This is a genomic window from Shewanella sp. 492 (assembly GCF_059338445.1).
The window spans coordinates 3,556,577-3,580,634 of sequence record NZ_CM181702.1 but is presented as its reverse complement, the minus strand read 5'-3'; the positions used below and the strand labels follow the sequence as shown (position 1 = coordinate 3,580,634).

At 48.5% G+C, this 24,058-nt stretch carries 11 protein-coding genes, 3 tRNA genes and 5 rRNA genes; 18 read left to right on the top strand and 1 reads right to left on the bottom strand.

The window, feature by feature from the left end:
- Nucleotides 1-4: 4 nt before the first annotated feature.
- The 8 genes from murD to lpxC all read left to right on the top strand — a co-directional run bounded on the left by murD (nucleotide 5) and on the right by lpxC (nucleotide 9,536).
- Nucleotides 5-1,336 (top strand): UDP-N-acetylmuramoyl-L-alanine--D-glutamate ligase, encoded by a 1,332-nt coding sequence (gene murD / locus AC5YBX_RS15730; RefSeq protein ID WP_494524010.1) that lies wholly within the window; start codon nucleotides 5-7, stop codon nucleotides 1,334-1,336.
- The gene (ftsW, locus tag AC5YBX_RS15725; protein ID WP_475515048.1) at nucleotides 1,329-2,543 is read left to right on the top strand and encodes a cell division protein FtsW; all 1,215 of its coding nucleotides are present in this window, start codon (nucleotides 1,329-1,331) and stop codon (nucleotides 2,541-2,543) included. Before murD ends, ftsW begins: the two co-directional genes overlap by 8 nt.
- Nucleotides 2,543-3,634 carry an undecaprenyldiphospho-muramoylpentapeptide beta-N-acetylglucosaminyltransferase gene (gene murG / locus AC5YBX_RS15720; RefSeq protein WP_494520743.1) on the top strand — a complete coding sequence of 364 codons (1,092 nt, stop codon included), beginning with the start codon at nucleotides 2,543-2,545 and terminating at the stop codon, nucleotides 3,632-3,634. Before ftsW ends, murG begins: the two co-directional genes overlap by 1 nt.
- Nucleotides 3,627-5,081 (top strand): UDP-N-acetylmuramate--L-alanine ligase, encoded by a 1,455-nt coding sequence (gene murC, locus AC5YBX_RS15715; protein WP_494524009.1) that lies wholly within the window; start codon nucleotides 3,627-3,629, stop codon nucleotides 5,079-5,081. The genes murG and murC overlap by 8 nt, the downstream gene beginning before the upstream one ends.
- A gap of 146 nt (nucleotides 5,082-5,227) precedes the next feature.
- Entirely contained in the window at nucleotides 5,228-5,992 is a 765-nt protein-coding gene (locus tag AC5YBX_RS15710) for a cell division protein FtsQ/DivIB (RefSeq protein ID WP_494524008.1), read from the top strand.
- 3 nt (nucleotides 5,993-5,995) lie between these two features.
- Nucleotides 5,996-7,231, top strand: a complete 1,236-nt coding sequence (ftsA, locus tag AC5YBX_RS15705; RefSeq protein ID WP_110457551.1) for a cell division protein FtsA — start codon at nucleotides 5,996-5,998, stop codon at nucleotides 7,229-7,231.
- 32 nt (nucleotides 7,232-7,263) lie between these two features.
- Nucleotides 7,264-8,436, top strand: a complete 1,173-nt coding sequence (ftsZ, locus tag AC5YBX_RS15700; protein ID WP_494520746.1) for a cell division protein FtsZ — start codon at nucleotides 7,264-7,266, stop codon at nucleotides 8,434-8,436.
- A 179-nt stretch (nucleotides 8,437-8,615) separates the two neighbouring features.
- A complete protein-coding gene (gene lpxC, locus AC5YBX_RS15695; RefSeq protein WP_494520747.1) occupies nucleotides 8,616-9,536 on the top strand; it encodes a UDP-3-O-acyl-N-acetylglucosamine deacetylase in 921 nt (306 codons plus the stop codon).
- A 7-nt stretch (nucleotides 9,537-9,543) separates the two neighbouring features.
- On the opposite strand, the gene AC5YBX_RS15690 is transcribed toward lpxC, so the two are convergent.
- The gene (locus AC5YBX_RS15690; RefSeq protein ID WP_494520748.1) at nucleotides 9,544-9,996 is read right to left on the bottom strand and encodes a DUF721 domain-containing protein; all 453 of its coding nucleotides are present in this window, start codon (nucleotides 9,994-9,996) and stop codon (nucleotides 9,544-9,546) included.
- Between the two features lie 32 nt (nucleotides 9,997-10,028).
- On the opposite strand from AC5YBX_RS15690, the gene AC5YBX_RS15685 reads away from it, so the two are divergent.
- From AC5YBX_RS15685 to AC5YBX_RS15640, 10 genes are all read left to right on the top strand, one after another.
- A complete protein-coding gene (locus AC5YBX_RS15685; protein WP_494520749.1) occupies nucleotides 10,029-10,928 on the top strand; it encodes a peptidoglycan DD-metalloendopeptidase family protein in 900 nt (299 codons plus the stop codon).
- 59 nt (nucleotides 10,929-10,987) lie between these two features.
- Complete coding sequence (gene secA, locus AC5YBX_RS15680; RefSeq protein ID WP_494520750.1) at nucleotides 10,988-13,711, top strand: preprotein translocase subunit SecA; 2,724 nt, start codon at nucleotides 10,988-10,990, stop codon at nucleotides 13,709-13,711.
- A gap of 902 nt (nucleotides 13,712-14,613) precedes the next feature.
- Nucleotides 14,614-16,160, top strand: a 16S ribosomal RNA gene (locus AC5YBX_RS15675).
- A 205-nt stretch (nucleotides 16,161-16,365) separates the two neighbouring features.
- A tRNA-Ile gene (locus AC5YBX_RS15670) sits at nucleotides 16,366-16,442 on the top strand.
- A 133-nt stretch (nucleotides 16,443-16,575) separates the two neighbouring features.
- Nucleotides 16,576-16,651 (top strand) — tRNA-Ala (locus tag AC5YBX_RS15665).
- Nucleotides 16,652-16,968: 317 nt separating this feature from the next.
- Nucleotides 16,969-19,862, top strand: a 23S ribosomal RNA gene (locus tag AC5YBX_RS15660).
- 135 nt (nucleotides 19,863-19,997) lie between these two features.
- A 5S ribosomal RNA gene (gene rrf, locus AC5YBX_RS15655) occupies nucleotides 19,998-20,113 on the top strand.
- 86 nt (nucleotides 20,114-20,199) lie between these two features.
- Nucleotides 20,200-20,275 (top strand) — tRNA-Thr (locus AC5YBX_RS15650).
- A 44-nt stretch (nucleotides 20,276-20,319) separates the two neighbouring features.
- Nucleotides 20,320-20,435, top strand: a 5S ribosomal RNA gene (rrf, locus tag AC5YBX_RS15645).
- A 1,798-nt stretch (nucleotides 20,436-22,233) separates the two neighbouring features.
- Nucleotides 22,234-23,780 (top strand): 16S ribosomal RNA (locus AC5YBX_RS15640).
- The 16S, 23S and 5S rRNA genes sit together here with 3 tRNA genes alongside, the layout of an rRNA operon.
- The last annotated feature ends 278 nt before the right edge of the window (nucleotides 23,781-24,058 follow it).

Here is a 24,058-nt window from a genome sequence, read left to right as displayed (position 1 = left end):
ACTCATGACGAGTAGTTATACGCACATAGTATTAGGACTGGGAGCCACAGGGCTGTCGGTGGTGCGTTATTTAACGAAACAAGGGATCACGCCACTGGTGATGGACAGCCGCGAGCATCCGCCTGGCCGTGAAGCTCTGAGCTGTGATTTCCCGCAGGTCGAGTTGCTTACCGGTGGATTTGATTGTCGCTATTTAGTGCAAGCGAGCCAAATTGTGATTAGTCCAGGCATCCCGCTCGATACCCCGGAAATTAGGGTTGCTAGCGATATGGGGATTGATGTGGTCGGTGATGTGGAGCTGTTTGCTCGTGCGATAGCCGATCGCCCAGCCTGCGTGATTGGTATCACTGGCTCAAACGGCAAGTCAACCGTCACGACATTGGTGGGAGAGATGGCCGCGAGTGCCGGGCTTGATTATGCCCTGGGCGGCAATATTGGCGTGCCAGTATTAGATCTGCTTGACCAGCAAGCAGACTTGTATGTACTGGAACTGTCTAGTTTCCAATTAGAGACCACGCACAGCCTTAAATGTATTAGCGCAACGTGTCTCAATATCAGTGAAGATCATATGGATCGCTACGCCGATTTAGAGGCGTATCGTCAGGCCAAGTTAAGTCTATATGCTCAGGCTAAGTTGGTGATTGTCAATCGCGATGACGCGCAAACCATGCCTGGCGAGCCGATGAACCTGCAAAGCTTTGGCCTATCGGCCCCTGAAGGCGATGAATGGGGCATTGAGCACGGCATGCTGGTGCATGGCACCACAGAATATGTGGCGGTAAGCGAGCTTGCCCTTGTCGGCAGCCACAACCACGCTAACTTGTTAGCCGCGATGGCGCTAGCCGATAGCGCCGATATCCCTAAGGCCGCTATGGTGCAAGTGGCCCAGCAGTTTACCGGGTTAGCTCACCGTTGTGAGTTAGTCGCGAAACGCCATGGCGTGATGTATGTGAATGATTCTAAGGCGACCAATGTGGGCGCTACCCTGGCGGCATTACAAGGGTTGGCTAGCCATACCGGTGAGATTTTACTCATCGCAGGTGGTGACGGTAAAGGCGCAGACTTTTCGCCGCTTAAAGATGCACTGCAGGGCGTCAGCCAGCTAATCACCTTAGGCAAAGATGGCGATAATATTGCGGCATTGTTTGACGGCGCAATAAAGGTCGACTCTATGGCCGCAGCGGTTGAGCAAGCGGCTCGCTTAGCGAACGATGGCGACATAGTGCTGCTATCACCGGCGTGCGCTAGCCTCGACATGTATCGTAACTTTATGGAACGTGGCGACGATTTTCGTGCGCAAGTCATTGCGCTCGATACCGAGGCTGGGCATGCGTAGCCATGAGCGCCAACTCAACCTATTTGGAAGCGGCCTTCATTGGTCGCTACCTAATCTGTTTAGTCAGCGTGATGCGCCGGGCATGCAGCTATACGATCGCTCGTTACTGTTTGCCATTATCGGTTTAATTTGTTTCGGTTTTATTATGGTGATGTCGGCTTCTATGCCAGAGGCACAGACATTAACCGGTAATCCATTTCATTTTGTGTGGCGTCATGTCGCCTATATCTGCGGGTGTGTGATTATCGCCGCCGCGGTATTGCGAGTTGAGATGTACCGTTGGCAACAGTTTAGTCCGATATTATTGCTGTTGGTTGGCATTATGTTGGTCTTGGTGCCCCTTATCGGTACCACGGTTAATGGTGCCACACGCTGGTTAGCCGTTGGGCCGGTGCGCATTCAGGTGGCTGAGCTCGCTAAGTTTGCCTTTGCGATCTACATGGCTGGGTATTTGGTCAGGCGACATCAAGAGGTGCGTGAGAACGCTAAAGGCTTCTATAAACCGATCGCAGTATTTGCGCTTTATGCCTTCTTGATCTTACTGCAACCGGACTTAGGTACTGTGGTGGTGCTGTTTGTGGGCACGGTCGGGTTATTGTTTTTAGCCGGGGCGAGATTGCTCGACTTCTTTGCGTTGATCTTAACCGGTGCGGTGGCATTTGTTGTCTTGGTGATGTTAGAGCCTTATCGGATGGCACGAGTCACTTCGTTTAGGGATCCCTGGCAGGACCCTTTTGGTAGCGGCTACCAATTGACGCAATCGTTAATGGCTTATGGTCGTGGCGACTGGTTTGGTCAAGGATTGGGTAACAGTATTCAAAAGTTGGAATACCTCCCCGAGGCTCATACCGACTTTATTTTTGCGGTGATTGGGGAAGAGTTGGGTTTTGTTGGCATCATTTTTGTGTTGTCGGCTTTATTATTTGTGGCGCTTCGGGCGATTAAGCTGGGCAATTTATGCTTACTCAGAGATAGGGCTTTTGAAGGCTATTTAGCCTATTCAATTGGCATCTGGTTTTGCTTTCAAACCGTGGTCAATGTGGGGGCTAGCATTGGCATGTTGCCGACAAAAGGGTTAACTCTGCCTTTTATTAGCTATGGCGGCAGTAGCCTTTGGGTGATGACCGCGGCCGCGATGATATTAATTAGAATTGACCATGAACGGCGATTAAGCCTGATACAGGCAGTACAAGGCAAGGTGAAATAATGGTCTTACAAAAACGTATTTTGATCATGGCTGGCGGCACGGGAGGGCATGTATTCCCGGCGTTAGCGGTGGCCAAGCATTTAGCCAAACGAGGCTGGCAGGTGCGTTGGTTGGGCACCGCAGAGCGGATGGAGGCGCGCCTTGTGCCTCAGCATGGCTTTGATATCGACTTTATCGATATCAAAGGGGTGCGTGGTAATGGTGTGCTGCGTAAGTTGGCGGCGCCGTTTAAAATTGTGCGCTCAATTATGCAAGCCCGTGAGGTGATTAACGAATTTAAGCCTGATGTGGTATTAGGCATGGGCGGTTTTGCCAGTGGTCCTGGTGGCATAGCCGCAAGGCTTAGCGGTATTCCGCTGGTGTTGCATGAGCAAAATGCAATTCCCGGCATGACCAATAAACTGTTGTCGCGTATCGCCAGCCGTGTGCTGTGTGCTTTCGATAACACCTTTGAGAGTGGCGCCGAAGTGGTGGGTAACCCCATACGCCGCGAGCTGATTAACTTAGGCCAGCGCCGCGCAGTCAGCACCGATGACGCCTTGCGTGTGTTAGTGGTGGGCGGCAGTTTGGGCGCTAAGGTCTTTAACGACTTAATGCCGGCAGTGGTGGCTGAGGTGAGTCAGCATCATTCGATCACTGTGTGGCATCAGGTGGGCAAAGGCAACCTGGCGAGTGTTGAAAACGACTATTTACAACGTGGCCAGTCAGGCATAGTCAAAGTGGCTGAATTTATTGATGATATGGAAGCTGCGTATCGCTGGGCCGATGTGGTGTTGTGCCGCGCTGGCGCGCTGACGGTGTCAGAAGTGGCGGCGGTTGGCTTACCGAGTATGTTGGTGCCTTATCCCCATGCGGTAGATGATCATCAAACCAAAAATGCCCAAGTATTAGTTGAGGCAGGCGGCGCCTTTTTATTGCCGCAAGCCGTATTAGATAGTGACAAATTGATCAGTAAACTGCAGATGCTGGCGAGTGATCGCAACGCCCTGAGAGAGATGGGCGAATTGGCGAGAAGTGTCGCAGTGTTAGATGCAACAGAGCGAGTGGCGGCCGTGTGCACCGCGCTGGCAAATAAGGATTCAGATGAGTAAAACCGAAGAAAAATACGCCCCTTTAAGAAGCATTATCCCTGAGATGCGCCGGGTTAAACAGATCTATTTTGTTGGCATCGGTGGTGCGGGTATGGGGGGTATTGCCGAAGTGTTGCTCAATGAGGGCTACCGTCTAAGTGGATCGGATATCGCCGATAATGCTGTGACCACTCGTTTACGTCGTTTAGGCGCCACTGTATATATCGGCCATAAGGCTGCACAAGTGCAAGGCGCCGATGTGGTAGTGGTGTCCACCGCGATTGATGCCACTAATCCTGAAATTTTGGCGGCTAAAGATCTGCGCATTCCCATTGTTCGCCGGGCAGAAATGCTGGCCGAATTGATGCGCTATCGTCACGGCATTGCCGTTGCCGGTACTCATGGTAAAACCACCACCACCAGTTTAATTGCCAGTATTTATGGTCAGGCTGAGCGCGATCCTACTTTCGTCATTGGCGGTTTGCTTAATAGCGCCGGCACCAATGCACGTTTAGGTAAGAGCCGTTATTTGATAGCCGAAGCGGACGAGAGTGATGCGAGCTTCCTGCACCTGCAACCTATGGTGAGTGTGATCACCAATATTGAAGCCGATCACATGGACACCTATGGCGGTGATTTTGAGAAGCTCAAAGCCACCTTTATCGACTTTTTGCACAATCTGCCTTTTTACGGGGTGGCGGTGGCCTGTATTGACGACCCAGTGGTAAGAGAGTTGTTGCCTCGCATCAGTCGCAAGGTGGTGACTTACGGCTTTAGCGAAGATGCCGATGTGCAGGCGCTCAATTTTGTACAGCAAGGTTATCGTTGTAGCTTTACCGTGCGCCGTGAGGCGATGGCCGATCTGGACTTAAGCGTTAACTTACCTGGGCAACACAATGTGCTTAATGCCTTGGCGGCTATTGCCGTGGCAACCGAAGATGAAATTGAAGATGATGCCATTGTTAAAGCCTTGGCTGAATTTCAGGGTATTGGCCGTCGTTTTCAGCAGTTGGGTGAATTTAACACTCAAGCGGGTAGCGTGATGTTAGTCGATGACTATGGGCATCACCCCAGTGAAGTCGCGGCAACCATTAGGGCGGCTCGCTCTGGCTGGCCGGATAAGCGTCTGGTGATGCTGTATCAGCCCCATCGTTACAGCCGTACTCGCGATTTGTATGATGATTTTGTCGATGTGCTGGCTCAGGTCGACTGCTTGTTGTTACTCGATGTATATAGCGCTGGTGAAGCACCAGTGCCGGGCGCCGATAGTCGTGCCTTGTGTCGCTCAATTCGTCAACGTGGGCAACTTGACCCTATTTTTGTCGCCGATCCACAGCAATTAGAAACGATTTTACCTGGGGTGTTACAAGAGGGTGACCTATTACTGACTCAAGGTGCTGGCAACATTGGGGCAATTAGCCGCCAATTGGCCGATGCCAATTTGTTATTTGAACCTGTGGAAGTGTGACGGTCTTACCAAGGTTAAGGTAGGCCGAGGATGAAGCTTTTGACGCTATGGTTGAGGTCGTTATAATGCCAGGTTATTTAATAAGTTACACGTGTAGTTGTGTGGTTGTTTTTCATCCTAAATCAAGTGCGTTAGGGCGGTAATTCGTGTCCTGGAACGAACGGTTTAAACGTGGGCGAGAGCGACTATTACAGGTCGATTGGTATCTGTGCCTTGGATTGATCTTTCTGTTTCTGGTATTCAGTGCGCTGCTTATGGGAGCGTGGAAGTTAAACCTAGTGCTCAACGATGCCGATGCCTTGCCTATTGAGGCGGTGGCGGTAAAGGGCGATAGACAATTTACCAGTGACGCAGAGATCCAAGCGGCACTGAAAGATTTGATGCAGCGTAGTTTTTTTTCGGCTGACGTGAATCAGGTACAAGAGGCACTAGAAAGTTTGCCTTGGGTGTATCAAGCGTCGGTGCGACGTGAGTGGCCGGCAAAGCTTAAGGTCTATCTGGTAGAGCAAAAAGCTGTTGCCCATTGGAATGAAGTCGATTGGGTTAATGAGCAAGGGCAAGTATTTGAGGCACCAATGAAACCTGGAATAGATGAATTACCGAGTTTAGTTGGCCCAAACGATCAGGCGATGTCGGTGTTAACCCACTATCGCCAGATCGGTGAGTTACTCACCATAAATGGATTTAAATTAACCCATTTAGAGTTGAGTCCTCGACATGCATGGCTGGGTGTTTTAGACAGCGGCATAGAGTTAAATTTAGGACGAGAAGATAAAATGGCACGGGTTCAACGGTTTATCGATGTGTACCCCACATTGGTTGCGCAAGGCAAACCTGTCGCCAGAGTGGATTTGCGCTACGATACCGGGTTGGCCGTAGGTTGGGATAATGCACAAGATGAGAGCCATTAAGTAATGACCAAGAATCAAGATAGAAATCTGATCGTTGGATTGGACATAGGGACATCGAAGGTCGCAGTGATCATTGGCGAGGTGTTACCTGATGGAGAGATCAGTGTCGTTGGCTTAGGCAGTCATCCTTCTCGCGGCATGGATAAAGGCGGTGTTAACGATCTCGACTCTGTGGTGCGCAGTGTTCAACGTGCATTGGATCAGGCCGAGTTGATGGCCGACTGCCAAGTGGCCTCGGTCTATTTAGGCATTTCGGGTAAGCATATCCAATGCCAAAACGAAAATGGCATGGTCTCGATTAACGACGAAGAAGTCACTCAAGAAGATGTCGATAACGTTATCCACACTGCTCGTTCGGTTAAGATCCCAACTGAGCGCCGTATTTTGCATGTGTTGCCGCAAGAATATGCGATTGATGTGCAAGATGGTATTAAGAGCCCTATCGGTATGTCGGGCATGCGTATGGAAGCCAAGGTGCATATCGTTACTTGTGCTAACGACATGGCTAAAAATATCACTAAGAGTGTCGAGCGTTGCGGGTTAAAGGTTGATGATCTGGTGTTTTCTGCCATTGCTTCGGCGGATTCGGTATTAACTGACGACGAGAAAGATTTAGGTGTATGTCTGGTCGATATGGGCGGCGGTACAACCGATATCACTATCTATACCAATGGCGCGCTACGTCATTGTGCCGTAGTACCAGTGGCAGGTAATCAAGTGACTAATGATATTGCCAAAATATTCCGTACGCCTTTGTCTCATGCTGAGCAGATAAAGGTGCAGTATGCCAGTGCGCGTAGTTCCATGGTCAGCCGTGAAGACAGTATCGAAGTGCCATCGGTCGGTGGGCGTCCGTCGCGTACTATGTCGCGCCACACCTTGGCTGAAGTGGTCGAGCCTAGATACCAAGAGCTGTTTGAATTAGTCCGTAAAGAATTACGAGACTGCGGCATGGAAGATCAAGTCGCCGCGGGCATTGTATTGACAGGCGGCACGGCATCGATTGAAGGTGCGGTAGATGTGGCAGAAGCCACCTTTGGTATGCCAGTGCGTGTAGCTGAGCCATTAGCGGTAAAAGGCTTATTTGAATATGTAAACCAACCCATCTACTCCACGGGAGTTGGGTTGTTGCATTACGGCGCAAGAAGGGTGATCGAACGTCAGTTTGAGCGCCCAGAGCGTCAAGGGGTCACCAGTCTTTGGAATCGAGTCCAGAGCTGGTTTAAGGGCGAGTTTTAATTTAATAACGCAGACTAAACGGAGATAATACCATGTTTGAGATCATGGATAGTCATTCAGACGAGGCGGTGATTAAAGTTATCGGCGTCGGTGGAGGTGGCGGCAACGCTGTCGAACATATGGTCAAGCACAACATCGAAGGTGTTGAGTTTGTTGCCACAAATACAGATGCTCAGGCGTTACGTAAGTCTGCGGCTGGCACAACGATCCAACTGGGTCGTGATGTCACTAAAGGGCTCGGCGCCGGGGCAAACCCTGAAATCGGTCGTTTAGCGGCAGAAGAAGATAGAGAAAATATCCGCAATGCAATTAAAGGCTCAGATATGATCTTTATTGCAGCAGGTATGGGCGGTGGTACAGGTACTGGCGCTGCGCCAGTGGTTGCCGAGATCGCCCGTGAAGAGGGCATTCTCACCGTTGCAGTGGTGACTAAGCCGTTTCCTTTCGAAGGTAAAAAGCGCATGGCTTATGCGGACCAAGGTATCGAACTGCTCGCGAAGCATGTTGACTCTTTGATCACGATTCCCAACGAGAAGCTGCTTAAAGTATTAGGCCGTGGCACCTCTTTACTCGACGCATTCGCCGCCGCAAACAACGTATTGCTTGGTGCGGTGCAAGGTATTGCCGAGCTTATCACTCGCCCAGGTCTTATCAACGTGGATTTCGCGGATGTGAAAACCGTCATGTCAGAGATGGGTAATGCCATGATGGGGACTGGCGTGGCCAGTGGCGAAGACCGTGCAGAAGAAGCGGCCGAAGCTGCTGTAGCCAGTCCGCTGCTAGAAGATATCGATCTTGCTGGTGCGCGTGGTGTATTGGTTAACATCACCGCCGGTATGGACATGAGCATCGAAGAGTTCGAAACCGTGGGTAACCATGTTAAGGCTTATGCATCTGACAACGCGACTGTGGTAGTGGGCGCGGTTATCGACCCAGAAATGAGCGATGAGCTACGTGTAACGGTTGTTGCAACAGGTATTGGCGCCGAGAAAAAGCCTGACATTCAGTTGGTGTCTAAGCCTGCTCCACGTCAAGAGCAAGTGGCTGCCACCGAGGTTAAGGTTGAGTTACCTGTTGAAGAGGCGATGCAACCTATGGTCGGTGGTAATGTCATGCCGGTGCACAAAGTTGAGCCGACAATTCAGCCTAAAAACGATCTTGATTACTTAGATATTCCGGCGTTTTTGCGCAAGCAAGCTGATTAATCGGCTGTGTATAGCAGGGTGGATTGCGGTTATTATCAAGATAACTGGTGAGTTGATTTAACCAGTATATTTTGGTGAAATGGCAAACATATGCTAGCATGTCCGACCTGCTGCGCTTATGCGCGCTGTTTTGTTGTGCAAAAACACATTGCTTTGGTTGAGATATAACGGGTAACTACATGATTTTTCAAAGAACTGTTAAAGAGATGGTTAAAACCACCGGTGTCGGATTGCATTCCGGTAATAAGGTGACTTTGACGATCAAGCCCGCACCAGTCAATACCGGAATCGTCTTGGTACGTACCGACTTAACCCCGAACGTTGCGATAGCAGCCAAGGCGGATCAAGTGCGTGAAACGACCATGTGTACTGCGCTGGTCAATGATGATGGTGTTCGTATTTCAACGATAGAGCATCTGTTTGCCGCATTAGCGGGACTTGGGATCGACAACGCTATCATTGAAGTCGATGCGCCCGAGATTCCGATCATGGATGGCAGTGCCAGTCCATGGGTTTTCCTGCTGCAATCAGTAGGAATACAAGAACAGACAGCAGCAAAGAAATATTTAAGGATCAAGCGTCCCATACGTGTTGAAGATGGTGATAAGTGGGCCGAGTTACGTCCATATAAAGGTTTTAGAGTCGATTTTGCTATCGATTTTGATCACCCTGAAATCGCCAGAAGTCAGCAACATATGGTGATGGATTTTTCTTCATCAGCTTTCGTTCGTGATATTAGTCGTGCAAGAACCTTTGGGTTTATGCGTGATATTGAATATCTGCGGGCGAACAACCTAGCATTAGGTGGCAGTATGGAGAACGCCGTTGTGCTTGATGAATATCGCGTCCTCAACCCCGATGGTCTGCGTTATGAGGATGAGTTTGTTAAGCACAAGATACTCGATGCGTTTGGCGATCTCTATGTAGCCGGTCATGCGATTGTGGGTGAGTTTTGCGCCTACAAGACAGGCCATGCACTTAACAATCAATTAGTGCGTGCGCTGCTGGCTGAACAAGATGCTTGGGAGCTTGTGAGTTTCGAGAAAGAAGAAGAGGCTCCTGTGAGCTTTGCGGTGCCAAGCGGCGCCACCTTCGCCTAACTCGATATTAAGATTGCCTTGAACGGCTGGCTAAAGCAGCCAGCCGTTTTAGTTTTACGCCTAGTGAACCTTCGGTATGATCAGCTAGGGCCTGTATATGGGCCGCTGCAGTTTCGCTAATCTGGTTGTGAGCTGGCTTTGATTTTGTTTCATACAAGTTCAAGCCTGGGTTGACTTTAACCTCGATAGCGGACAGCATGGGGAGCGTTTCGGCTTGTAACTGCTGTAACATTTTGGGTTTTTGAAAGTTAATTCTAGCGGCCCATGCAGCAGTTGTGGTTTCGATAACAAGAACACCTTGACGGAAATTGGCAACTTTAAGTTGCTCCGTGACAGGACCTGTCATCACCTGTTTCACATAGTGATCCAAGTGAAGTAACAGTTCTGCTTTTTCAGCAAGTGAAGGTAACTGACCTTGTTGATGTAGTAACTGGCTTAGATCCTGCGGGGGCTTTTTCATTTCATCACATAATAAAATGGCTTAATGAGGCTATGAGTGTAACAGTTTTTATTCAAGGTCGAAATGGTGCCACGCGCTGGCAACCAGGCAAACGTTGGCTATTACTCCCTATTTTGCTCATTGCAGCAGGTACCGGGCTATACCAGCATCACGCTAAACAAATTGTGCAGCAACAAAACAACGTTGATAACGAACGTGTTGCTCGAGAAGAACAGCTGCATCAACTCATCGAGTTAAAAGGTGCCACAGAATCGCAGTTGGCGATGCTGGTAACTCATGTCGCCCGCATGCAGGCCAAAGTGACTCGTTTAGAGGCGCTGGGGCAACAAGTTGCCAAAGATTACAAACTCGAAGATCAATTCGATTTCTCTTCAGAAGTCGGTGTCGGCGGCCTGAGTGAACTAGGCAGCAACATCGAACTCGATCAGCTTATCCAAGATATGGATAGGCTAGTCTCTCGCATAGATAACAATAATGTTCAATTAGCACTACTTGAAACAGTGACATCTAATCTCCATATAGATGATGAGCGTTATATCTCGGGACGTCCGATCCAAAAAGGTTGGTTATCATCCCACTACGGTTTACGTAATGACCCTTTTAATGGCAGAAGAACGATGCATAAAGGTATCGACTTTGCTGGTAAAGAGGGGGCCGATGTTGTGGCAACCGCTGGCGGTGTCGTAACCTGGTCAGGCAGTATGTTTGGTTATGGTGAGTTAGTCGAAATTGACCATGGTAATGGTCTGCGTACTCGCTATGGACATAATAAGTCTTTGTCAGTAGCTGTAGGTGATGTGGTCGCCAAAGGCGACAGTATTGCCCAAATGGGCAGTACGGGTCGTTCGACGGGTCCCCATGTGCATTATGAAGTGTTGCGAAATGGGCAGCAGATAGATCCTAAAAAATATGTCTACCGCAAGGCAGGTTAAATTAAAAATAGGCTTTCAGTTTCCATAGAGACTAAGCCAATAACATAAAAGTGGTTCAGATGTTTGGTAAATTACTGACAAAAATATTTGGTAGTCGTAACGATCGCACCCTTAAAGCCCTTAGTAAGGTTGTCATTAAAATTAATGCGCTTGAGGCTGATTTCGAGAAGCTCTCGGATGAAGAATTAAAGGCAAAAACCGCTGAATTTAAGGCGCGCTTAGCTGCAGGAGAGACACTCGATGATGTGTTGCCTGAAGCGTTCGCCGTCGTGCGAGAAGCCTCGAAACGTGTTTTCGATATGCGTCATTTCGATGTGCAATTGCTCGGTGGTATGGTGCTTGACAGTAACCGTATTGCAGAGATGCGCACTGGTGAAGGTAAAACCTTAACAGCCACCCTGCCAGCTTATCTGAACGCACTTACGGGCAAAGGGGTTCACGTGATCACAGTAAACGATTACTTGGCCCGCCGCGATGCCGAAAATAACCGCCCTCTTTTTGAATTCCTTGGCATGACTGTTGGCATTAACGTTGCCGGCTTAGGTCAAGTTGAGAAGAAGATGGCTTACGATGCTGATATTACCTACGGTACCAACAACGAGTTTGGCTTCGATTACTTGCGCGATAATATGGCGTTTTCACCAGCCGAGCGTGTACAGCGTCCGCTGCATTATGCATTGATCGATGAAGTTGACTCGATCCTTATCGACGAAGCGCGTACGCCATTGATCATCTCTGGCGCTGCTGAAGACAGCTCTGAACTGTATAAAAAGATTAACACCCTAATTCCTCATCTTATTCGTCAAGAGAAAGAAGATACCGAAGAGGAAGTGGGCGAGGGCGATTACTCTGTCGATGAAAAAGCCAAGCAGGTTCATTTGACCGAGCGTGGCCAAGAGAAAGTGGAAGTACTGCTTACCGAGCGCGGTATGCTTGCCGAAGGTGATTCACTCTACTCTGCTGCTAATATTTCTTTATTGCACCATGTGAATGCCGCATTGCGTGCACACACATTATTTGAAAAAGATGTCGACTATATCGTGCAAGACAATGAAGTGATCATTGTCGATGAGCATACGGGTCGTACTATGCCGGGGCGTCGTTGGTCTGAAGGTCTGCATCAGGCTGTCGAAGCTAAAGAAGGCGTGCATATTCAAAATGAAAACCAAACGCTGGCATCGATCACCTTCCAGAACTTCTTCCGTCAGTATGAAAAACTGGCTGGTATGACGGGTACTGCCGATACCGAGGCGTTTGAGTTTCAGCATATTTATGGTCTCGATACCGTAGTGATCCCAACCAACCGCCCTATGGTGCGTAAAGATCATCCCGATTTAGTTTACTTAACAGCGGCCGAAAAATATGAAGCGATCATCAAAGACATCATAGATTGCCGTGAGCGCGGTCAGCCTGTATTAGTTGGTACCGTTTCGATTGAGCAATCTGAGCTGCTGCATAGCTTGTTAAAGAAAGCCAAAATCCCACACGAAGTACTTAACGCTAAGTTCCATGAACGTGAAGCTGATATTGTGGCGCAGGCTGGCCGTAAAGGTGCCGTCACGATTGCCACTAACATGGCAGGTCGTGGTACCGATATCGTGTTAGGTGGCAACTGGAATATGGAGATCGAAGCACTCGATAATCCAACACCAGAGCAAAAAGCCAAAATTAAAGCCGATTGGCAAATTAGACACGATGAAGTAGTTGCCGCTGGCGGTTTACATATTCTGGGTACCGAACGCCATGAATCGCGTCGTATCGATAATCAGTTGCGTGGTCGTTCTGGTCGTCAGGGCGACGCCGGTTCTTCACGTTTCTACTTGTCGATGGAAGATAGCTTAATGCGTATCTTCGCTTCAGAGCGTGTTTCTTCAATGATGAAGAAATTGGGTATGGAGAAAGGCGAAGCGATTGAGCATCCATGGGTGTCTCGTGCGATTGAAAATGCGCAGCGTAAAGTAGAAGCGCGTAACTTCGATATCCGTAAACAACTACTCGAGTTCGATGATGTGGCCAACGATCAACGCCAGGTGGTTTACGCACAGCGTAATGAATTGATGGATGCCGACAGTATTCAAGATACTATCGTCAACATCCAAGGCGATGTGGTTAATGCACTTATCGATCAATACATTCCACCTCAGTCGGTAGAAGAGTTATGGGATGTTCCAGGTCTTGAAACCCGTCTTGAGCAAGAGTATGGCTTAAAGATGCCTGTGCAAGAGTGGTTAGATAAAGAAGATGATCTACACGAAGAAACGTTACGCGAGCGTATCGTCGATACGTGGGTAAAAGCTTATCAAGCTAAAGAAGAGATGGTCGGTGCTCAGGTGCTACGTCAATTCGAGAAAGCGGTCATGTTGCAGACACTCGATGGCCTGTGGAAGGAACACCTAGCGGCAATGGATCATCTACGTCAAGGTATCCACTTACGTGGTTATGCGCAGAAGAATCCAAAGCAAGAGTACAAGCGTGAATCGTTTGAGCTGTTCCAGCAGATGCTAGATACCTTAAAGCATGATGTGATCAGTGTGTTGTCAAAGGTACAAGTGCAAGCGCAGTCCGATGTCGAAGAGATGGAAGAGCGTCGTCGTCAAGAAGAAGCTAAGATCCGTCGCGATTATCAACATGCAGAAGCTGAGGCATTAGTTGGTGCCGAAGAGGCCCAAGCACTTGCAGCGACTCAGCCTGTTGTGCGCGAAGGTGAAAAGGTGGGGCGTAACGATCCCTGTCCATGTGGATCAGGTCGTAAATATAAACAGTGCCATGGCAAATTAAGCTAATTTTGCCAGTCTAATTAAAAAGCCATCCCTGAGGATGGCTTTTTTGATCTTACTCCACTTGCGCCGTGGGAATAATGGTATTTTACGTTGATTATGATGCTTTACATTAAGTGGGGCCCAATAGCGCATCACTTAGCATGCATTAATCAATAGTGTGCATTAGCCAAACTCTATAAACGTATAAAACGTCTAAATCGATATTGCTTCCCTATGTAGTCCTATCAATATAAAGAATCGGCAATTAATCACTTTATAAACCTAGTAAGCACAATGAGCCACTAATAAGTTAGTTCTATTAAGTGGCCGAGCCAGCAATAGCTAATCAGTAATAGCTAAAAGAAGTGCAATGTATCGTGTGTTTTTTACTCGCTCAACTTCACTCTGTGGATAAGGTTGGGGGTAAGTGGTGTGTATTGTGTGGCTATCTAAAAAGATCGCAAAAAGTGCCATTTTTCTTCAAAAACAACTTGCACCCCCCAGATATCCCCCTATAATGCGCAACCACTGACACGGCGAAGCTCGCAGAGATAAGTCGTAAAGCACTAAGTAACTTGGTTAAACACCTAGCTTACAGCGTGGTCAGGCACTGAAAAGTGCCGCATCAAAAAGTTTTCAAAAACTGCTTGACGCGAACCACGGATTGCGTAGAATACGCAGCCCTAGCCACTTGGAACTACCGAGATGTGCTAACGCTCTTTAACAATTTATCAAGTAATCTGTGTGGACACTCACAGGTGTTGAGTTAATCGAAATTGCCTAACCTTCGGGTTGGCAATCAAAGAATTAAATCAATGTAACGATGAGTGTTCATAGCAATATGTACAAACGTTTTTAAGATTCTTCCGAGTCTTTTAAACGGAATCAGAATTCATTGAGCCGAATCGCAAGATTCAACAAAACTTTAATTGAAGAGTTTGATCATGGCTCAGATTGAACGCTGGCGGCAGGCCTAACACATGCAAGTCGAGCGGTAACAGGAAGAAAGCTTGCTTTCTTTGCTGACGAGCGGCGGACGGGTGAGTAATGCCTAGGGAACTGCCCAGTCGAGGGGGATAACAGTTGGAAACGACTGCTAATACCGCATACGCCCTACGGGGGAAAAGAGGGGACCTTCGGGCCTTCTGCGATTGGATGTACCTAGGTGGGATTAGCTAGTTGGTGAGGTAATGGCTCACCAAGGCGACGATCCCTAGCTGTTCTGAGAGGATGATCAGCCACACTGGGACTGAGACACGGCCCAGACTCCTACGGGAGGCAGCAGTGGGGAATATTGCACAATGGGCGCAAGCCTGATGCAGCCATGCCGCGTGTGTGAAGAAGGCCTTCGGGTTGTAAAGCACTTTCAGCGAGGAGGAAAGCTTAAACGTTAATAGCGTTTAGGTGTGACGTTACTCGCAGAAGAAGGACCGGCTAACTTCGTGCCAGCAGCCGCGGTAATACGAGGGGTCCAAGCGTTAATCGGAATTACTGGGCGTAAAGCGTACGCAGGCGGTTTGTTAAGCGAGATGTGAAAGCCCCGGGCTCAACCTGGGAATTGCATTTCGAACTGGCAGACTAGAGTCTTGTAGAGGGGGGTAGAATTTCAGGTGTAGCGGTGAAATGCGTAGAGATCTGAAGGAATACCGGTGGCGAAGGCGGCCCCCTGGACAAAGACTGACGCTCAGGTACGAAAGCGTGGGGAGCAAACAGGATTAGATACCCTGGTAGTCCACGCCGTAAACGATGTCTACTCGGAATTTGGTGTCTTGAACACTGGGTTCCCAAGCTAACGCATTAAGTAGACCGCCTGGGGAGTACGGCCGCAAGGTTAAAACTCAAATGAATTGACGGGGGCCCGCACAAGCGGTGGAGCATGTGGTTTAATTCGATGCAACGCGAAGAACCTTACCTACTCTTGACATCCAGAGAATTCGCTAGAGATAGCTTAGTGCCTTCGGGAACTCTGAGACAGGTGCTGCATGGCTGTCGTCAGCTCGTGTTGTGAAATGTTGGGTTAAGTCCCGCAACGAGCGCAACCCTTATCCTTATTTGCCAGCACGTAATGGTGGGAACTTTAGGGAGACTGCCGGTGATAAACCGGAGGAAGGTGGGGACGACGTCAAGTCATCATGGCCCTTACGAGTAGGGCTACACACGTGCTACAATGGCAAGTACAGAGGGTTGCAAAGCCGCGAGGTGGAGCTAATCTCACAAAGCTTGTCGTAGTCCGGATTGGAGTCTGCAACTCGACTCCATGAAGTCGGAATCGCTAGTAATCGTGGATCAGAATGCCACGGTGAATACGTTCCCGGGCCTTGTACACACCGCCCGTCACACCATGGGAGTGGGCTGCACCAGAAGTAGATAGCTTAACCTTTCGGGGAGGGCGTTTACCACGGTGTGGTTCATGACTGGGGTGAAGTCGTAACAAGGTAGCCCTAGGGGAACCTGGGGCTGGATCACCTCCTTACCTATACGACTAACTTAATGTTTGTTGAGTGTTCACACAGATTACTTGATAGAAAGAAAGAGCAAAAATATACGTGTCTATTTAGACGACGTTAATTTGTTTCAAGTCAAGGCGCTTGAGGAGAGAAAGAGGGAGTGTAGTTCGCTACATGACTGATTGAACGACGAAAGCAACGCTGAATTGAAGCAAAGAAACAAGTATAAATGGGTCTGTAGCTCAGCTGGTTAGAGCGCACCCCTGATAAGGGTGAGGTCGGTGGTTCAAGTCCACTCTGACCCACCAAAATCTTCGTGTTACTGCGTTATGTAGTTCGTCGTTTAGCAGGCTAAACGTCCTCTCTACATGCCTTGTATCACTCGATTTGGTAATGACTTAGCAATAAGTAACGTATGTTTTTGTTTGACTGCATGTAAATGGGGCTATAGCTCAGCTGGGAGAGCGCCTGCCTTGCACGCAGGAGGTCTGCGGTTCGATCCCGCATAGCTCCACCATTTACTTGCACATGGATAGAGATGCCAAAGATAAATGCAAAATTTATCTTTGGCTTTTTTAAGCCCGCTCTTTAAAAATTTGGAAAGCTGATAGTGTTAATGTGAAAGGGATAGTGACGTACTTGTACGTGATTATTTGTAGCATTGACGCGAAAATTAAAATTGAGTTCTCAAACACTTAAATCAAGTGCCGAGTCATTGTAATGATGATTCATGAGTATTCTTTTGGCGAAAGTAAACACCATTAGTTGCGATACAACATCAAGCTTACCCGCTTGATAAAGTTTGTTTCCTTGTGAAACTCATTTGGGTTGTATGGTTAAGTGACTAAGCGTATACGGTGGATGCCTTGGCAGTCAGAGGCGATGAAGGACGTAGTAACTTGCGAAAAGCGTTGGCGAGCTAGTAACAAGCATTTGAGCTAACGATGTCCGAATGGGGAAACCCACATGCATAAGCATGTATCACAACATGAATACATAGTGTTGTGAGGCGAACCCGGGGAACTGAAACATCTAAGTACCCGGAGGAAAAGAAATCAACCGAGATTCCCCTAGTAGCGGCGAGCGAACGGGGATTAGCCCTTAAGCGTAGAGGGTGTTAGTGGAATGTGTTGGAAAGCACAGCGGCACAGGGTGATAGCCCCGTACATGAAAACTAACTTTACGTGAAAACGAGTAGGACGGGACACGTGACATCTTGTCTGAACATGGGGGGACCATCCTCCAAGGCTAAATACTCCTGACTGACCGATAGTGAACCAGTACCGTGAGGGAAAGGCGAAAAGAACCCCTGTGAGGGGAGTGAAATAGAACCTGAAACCGTATACGTACAAGCAGTGGGAGCGGTTCTTGAGACCGTGACTGCGTACCTTTTGTATAATGGGTCAGCGACTTACATTTTGTAGCGAGGTTAAGCGAATAGCGGAGCCGTAGGGAAACCGAGTGTTAACTGCGCGTTTAGTTGCAAGGTGTAGACCCGAAACCCGGTGATCTAGCCATGGGCAGGTTGAAGGTTGAGTAACATCAACTGGAGGACCGAACACACGTATGTTGAAAAATGCGGTGATGACTTGTGGCTGGGGGTGAAAGGCCAATCAAACCGGGAGATATCTGGTTCTCCTCGAAAGCTATTTAGGTAGCGCCTCGAGCGAATACCATTGGGGGTAGAGCACTGTTAAGGCTAGGGGGTCATCCCGACTTACCAACCCTTTGCAAACTCCGAATACCAATGAGTACTACTCGGGAGACACACGGCGGGTGCTAACGTCCGTCGTGAAAAGGGAAACAACCCAGACCATCAGCTAAGGTCCCAAAGTTATTGCTAAGTGGGAAACGATGTGGGAAGGCTTAGACAGCTAGGATGTTGGCTTAGAAGCAGCCATCATTTAAAGAAAGCGTAATAGCTCACTAGTCGAGTCGGCCTGCGCGGAAGATTTAACGGGGCTAAGCAATACACCGAAGCTATGGGTACTAGCGCTTGCGCTAGTGCGGTAGAGGAGCGTTCTGTAAGCCGTTGAAGGTGAAGGGGTAACCCACGCTGGAGGTATCAGAAGTGCGAATGCTGACATGAGTAACGATAAAGGGGGTGAAAAACCCCCTCGCCGAAAGACCAAGGGTTCCTGTCCAATGTTAATCAGGGCAGGGTGAGTCGACCCCTAAGGCGAGGCCGAAAGGCGTAGTCGATGGGAAACAGGTTAATATTCCTGTACTTCTGCTAACTGCGATGGAGAGACGGAGAAGGCTAGGCTAGCGCGGCGTTGGTTGTCCGCGTTTAAGGCTGTAGGTGGTGCACTTAGGCAAATCCGGGTGCACATACACTGAGAGTTGACGACGAGGTTCTACGGAACTGAAGTAGTTGATGCCATGCTTCCAGGAAAATCTTCTAAGCTTCAGGTTAGCAGGAATCGTACCCCAAACCGACACAGGTGGTTGGGTAGAGAATACCAAGGCGCTTGAGAGAACTCGGCTGAAGGAACTAGGCAAAATGGTACCGTAACTTCGGGAGAAGGTACGCTCCTGTTGGTGATGAGACTTGCTCTCTAAGCTGACGGGAGTCGCAGATACCAGGTGGCTGCAACTGTTTATCAAAAACACAGCACTGTGCAAACTCGCAAGAGGAAGTATACGGTGTGACGCCTGCCCGGTGCCGGAAGGTTAATTGATTGGGTTATCTTCGGAGAAGCTCATGATCGAAGCCCCGGTAAACGGCGGCCGTAACTATAACGGTCCTAAGGTAGCGAAATTCCTTGTCGGGTAAGTTCCGACCTGCACGAATGGCGTAATGATGGCCACGCTGTCTCCAGCCGAGACTCAGTGAAGTTGAAATTGCGGTGAAGATGCCGTATACCCGCGGCTAGACGGAAAGACCCCGTGAACCTTTACTATAGCTTGGCACTGAACATTGACCCTACATGTGTAGGATAGGTGGGAGACTTTGAAGCAGGAACGCCAGTTCTTGTGGAGTCAACCTTGAAATACCACCCTTGTAGTGTTGATGTTCTAACTCTGGCCCCTGAATCGGGGTTGAGGACAGTGCCTGGTGGGTAGTTTGACTGGGGCGGTCTCCTCCCAAAGAGTAACGGAGGAGCACGAAGGTTGGCTAAGTACGGTCGGACATCGTACGGTTAGTGCAATGGCATAAGCCAGCTTAACTGCGAGACATACACGTCGAGCAGGTGCGAAAGCAGGTCATAGTGATCCGGTGGTTCTGAATGGAAGGGCCATCGCTCAACGGATAAAAGGTACTCCGGGGATAACAGGCTGATACCGCCCAAGAGTTCATATCGACGGCGGTGTTTGGCACCTCGATGTCGGCTCATCACATCCTGGGGCTGAAGTCGGTCCCAAGGGTATGGCTGTTCGCCATTTAAAGTGGTACGCGAGCTGGGTTCAGAACGTCGTGAGACAGTTCGGTCCCTATCTGCCGTGGGCGTTGGATGATTGAAGGGAGCTGCTCCTAGTACGAGAGGACCGGAGTGGACGAACCGCTGGTGTTCGGGTTGTCATGCCAATGGCATTGCCCGGTAGCTACGTTCGGAATCGATAACCGCTGAAAGCATCTAAGCGGGAAGCGAGCCCTAAGATGAGTCATCCCTAGGACTTTAAGTCCTCTAAAGGGCCGTAGGAGACTACTACGTTGATAGGCAAGGTGTGTAAGCGTTGTGAGGCGTTGAGCTAACTTGTACTAATGACCCGTGAGGCTTAACCATACAACCCAAAAGGGTTTCTAACTAAGTGAATACTTAGCGAAAGAATACCGACACTTGATTTAGTGTGACCAATTTTAATATCTCTTGCTTCTTGAAATACAGAATTGAGAGCAGCTTTCTAAATTTCCAAATTTGTCTGGAAACCATAGCATTGTGGTACCACCTGATCCCATCCCGAACTCAGAAGTGAAACGCAATCGCGCCGATGGTAGTGTGGGGTCTCCCCATGTGAGAGTAGGTCATTTCCAGACGCCTAATTTGTTTTCGATATGAAAATGAAATAGTTAAGTGAAAGATGCAATTTTATGTAAGACATCTGATTCACGTAGAGTTTTGTGCTGATATGGCTCAGTCGGTAGAGCGCATCCTTGGTAAGGATGAGGTCCCCAGTTCGATTCTGGGTATCAGCACCATTATTTAGATATTGAGTTTAAATACACAGTATCAACAAAATTTGTCTGGAAACCATAGCATTGTGGTACCACCTGATCCCATCCCGAACTCAGAAGTGAAACGCAATCGCGCCGATGGTAGTGTGGGGTCTCCCCATGTGAGAGTAGGTCATTTCCAGACGCCTAATAAACGATAAATCCTCAGCACTTCGTGTTGGGGATTTTTTCGTTTAACCGTTTTTGAAATGACCACTCGAACATGGGGAAGTAAATAGTCCGAACGTAGTGAGGCTCAAACCCATGTAGAGTAGGGTGAAGCGTCTGCGCTTATCAAGCGCAGCTTGATGCTGGAGCTGAACGCGGAGAGCTAGCTCGAAGCTGACCATGACAGACGCCTATTTTACTCGTAAAGAGTAGTAGAGAAGCCACCTGAATAAGGTGGCTTTTTTGCGTTTGGGGATGTGTAAGATGTTTAACTCTCCGCCTCGAACTAAGCATGAATCACTACCCCTAGGTCGGTCGATAGCAGCTCCTCGGTAACAACTGCATGCGTTACGTTACTTCCTATATCCTTATCGTCGTTCAATATCGACACTTCCGCCATCAGTGATGGTCGCCACCTGGCTGAGCTTGATCAGAAACTACATCCATGCGTTTATGACATTGCTCACATCCATGTGAGTCAACGCGAAGAGGTTACTCGTAGCCTGCCATTTCCAGATACCTAATTATTTTCGAAAGAGATTCGAAAAAGCCCTAGCAAATCTCGAATGGAAAGAAGTGGCTAGGGCTTTATTGTTTTTATACTTACCTACATTGCTTAAGACAATTACAGGTGGCTGCTGACTCTATTTCGAACAGAAATATCAGTGTTCTACATCAGATATTTGCTCAAATCTGTTAGCAAAATTTTAGAATACCTTACTAGATAAGGAACTCTGGTTAAGACACTGCCAACACTGTGCAATTAAGGTTTAGTTATGCTGGGTAGGGCGGAAGCTTGAGCAATGAGAAATGATTAAAGGGCTGGAGTCGCCTTATATGCCAGTAAGTACGTCTGTACTGACAAGTGAGTCACGTCCAGTTGGGCGATGCTTGTGAAATCTGCCTAAAGTGAAGTGCTATTAGCGAAGTGTCATTGCTGCATTATTTATAAAGGAATGTTATGGCTTCACTTTATTTTGTACATGTTCGTACAGCACCGATAAGTAACTATATTTAAGCTGCTGCTGTTTTAAATACCTTCGTTAGCCCGTAAAGGTTTAGACCATAGGGGAATTATGTAATTTTGTTGTTCCAAGCGAACCTTATTCGCTGTGATAGTTTCGTCGTGAAGCAGTGATAAGTTTGATTAGTTTATGCGTTAGGTTGTTATTTTGTGGATAAGTCTGTGCATAACCAGTGTGGTCTATGTGCTTAAGTGAGGTATAAAAACTAATTGCTTTTTTAGTGAAAAAAGCCCTTGCGCCCATCCGAGAACTGCCTATAATGCGCATCCACTGACACGGCACAGCAGGCCAACTACCTAGGTAGTACGGGACTTGCAGCGGTGTTAACGAGTTGAACTCTTCGGAGATTAACTCAGGTGATAAGCGCTTTTAAGGGCTTCGGTTGATGACTTCTGTTCAAGAAAACATCGCTTGGAAAACTTCTTAAAATAAGCACTTGACGCCAACAACGGGAAGTGTAAAATACGCATCCCTAAGCCAACGACCTAGCGTCAACGGCGGCTAAATGAAAGATTGATTCTCTCATGCTAGCAACGCTCTTTAACAAGATGAAACAAGAAATCTGTGTGGACACTCACAGGTGTTGAGTTAATCGAAATTGCCTAACCTTCGGGTTGGCAATCAAAGAATTAAATCAATGTAACGATGAGTGTTCATAGCAATATGTACAGACGTTTTTAAGATTCTTACGAGTCTTTGAAACGGAATCAGAATTCATTGAGCCGAAACCTTAGGGTTTCAACAAAACTTTAATTGAAGAGTTTGATCATGGCTCAGATTGAACGCTGGCGGCAGGCCTAACACATGCAAGTCGAGCGGTAACAGGAAGAAAGCTTGCTTTCTTTGCTGACGAGCGGCGGACGGGTGAGTAATGCCTAGGGAACTGCCCAGTCGAGGGGGATAACAGTTGGAAACGACTGCTAATACCGCATACGCCCTACGGGGGAAAAGAGGGGACCTTCGGGCCTTCTGCGATTGGATGTACCTAGGTGGGATTAGCTAGTTGGTGAGGTAATGGCTCACCAAGGCGACGATCCCTAGCTGTTCTGAGAGGATGATCAGCCACACTGGGACTGAGACACGGCCCAGACTCCTACGGGAGGCAGCAGTGGGGAATATTGCACAATGGGCGCAAGCCTGATGCAGCCATGCCGCGTGTGTGAAGAAGGCCTTCGGGTTGTAAAGCACTTTCAGCGAGGAGGAAAGCTTAAACGTTAATAGCGTTTAGGTGTGACGTTACTCGCAGAAGAAGGACCGGCTAACTTCGTGCCAGCAGCCGCGGTAATACGAGGGGTCCAAGCGTTAATCGGAATTACTGGGCGTAAAGCGTACGCAGGCGGTTTGTTAAGCGAGATGTGAAAGCCCCGGGCTCAACCTGGGAATTGCATTTCGAACTGGCAGACTAGAGTCTTGTAGAGGGGGGTAGAATTTCAGGTGTAGCGGTGAAATGCGTAGAGATCTGAAGGAATACCGGTGGCGAAGGCGGCCCCCTGGACAAAGACTGACGCTCAGGTACGAAAGCGTGGGGAGCAAACAGGATTAGATACCCTGGTAGTCCACGCCGTAAACGATGTCTACTCGGAATTTGGTGTCTTGAACACTGGGTTCCCAAGCTAACGCATTAAGTAGACCGCCTGGGGAGTACGGCCGCAAGGTTAAAACTCAAATGAATTGACGGGGGCCCGCACAAGCGGTGGAGCATGTGGTTTAATTCGATGCAACGCGAAGAACCTTACCTACTCTTGACATCCAGAGAATTCGCTAGAGATAGCTTAGTGCCTTCGGGAACTCTGAGACAGGTGCTGCATGGCTGTCGTCAGCTCGTGTTGTGAAATGTTGGGTTAAGTCCCGCAACGAGCGCAACCCTTATCCTTATTTGCCAGCACGTAATGGTGGGAACTTTAGGGAGACTGCCGGTGATAAACCGGAGGAAGGTGGGGACGACGTCAAGTCATCATGGCCCTTACGAGTAGGGCTACACACGTGCTACAATGGCAAGTACAGAGGGTTGCAAAGCCGCGAGGTGGAGCTAATCTCACAAAGCTTGTCGTAGTCCGGATTGGAGTCTGCAACTCGACTCCATGAAGTCGGAATCGCTAGTAATCGTGGATCAGAATGCCACGGTGAATACGTTCCCGGGCCTTGTACACACCGCCCGTCACACCATGGGAGTGGGCTGCACCAGAAGTAGATAGCTTAACCTTTCGGGGAGGGCGTTTACCACGGTGTGGTTCATGACTGGGGTGAAGTCGTAACAAGGTAGCCCTAGGGGAACCTGGGGCTGGATCACCTCCTTACCTATACGACTAACTTAATGTTTGTTGAGTGTTCACACAGATAACTTGTTCTTGTTAGAGCAGGTGGCACGTCTTAACGGCGATGCTTGTTCTTTAAAAATTTGGAAAGCTGATAGTGTTAATGTGAAAGGGATAGTGACGTACTTGTACGTGATTGTTTGTAGCATTGACGCGAAAATTAAAATTGAGTTCTCAAACACTTAAATCAAGTGCCGAGTCATTGTAATGATGATTCATGAGTATTCTTTTGGCGAAAGTAAACACCATTAGTTGCGATA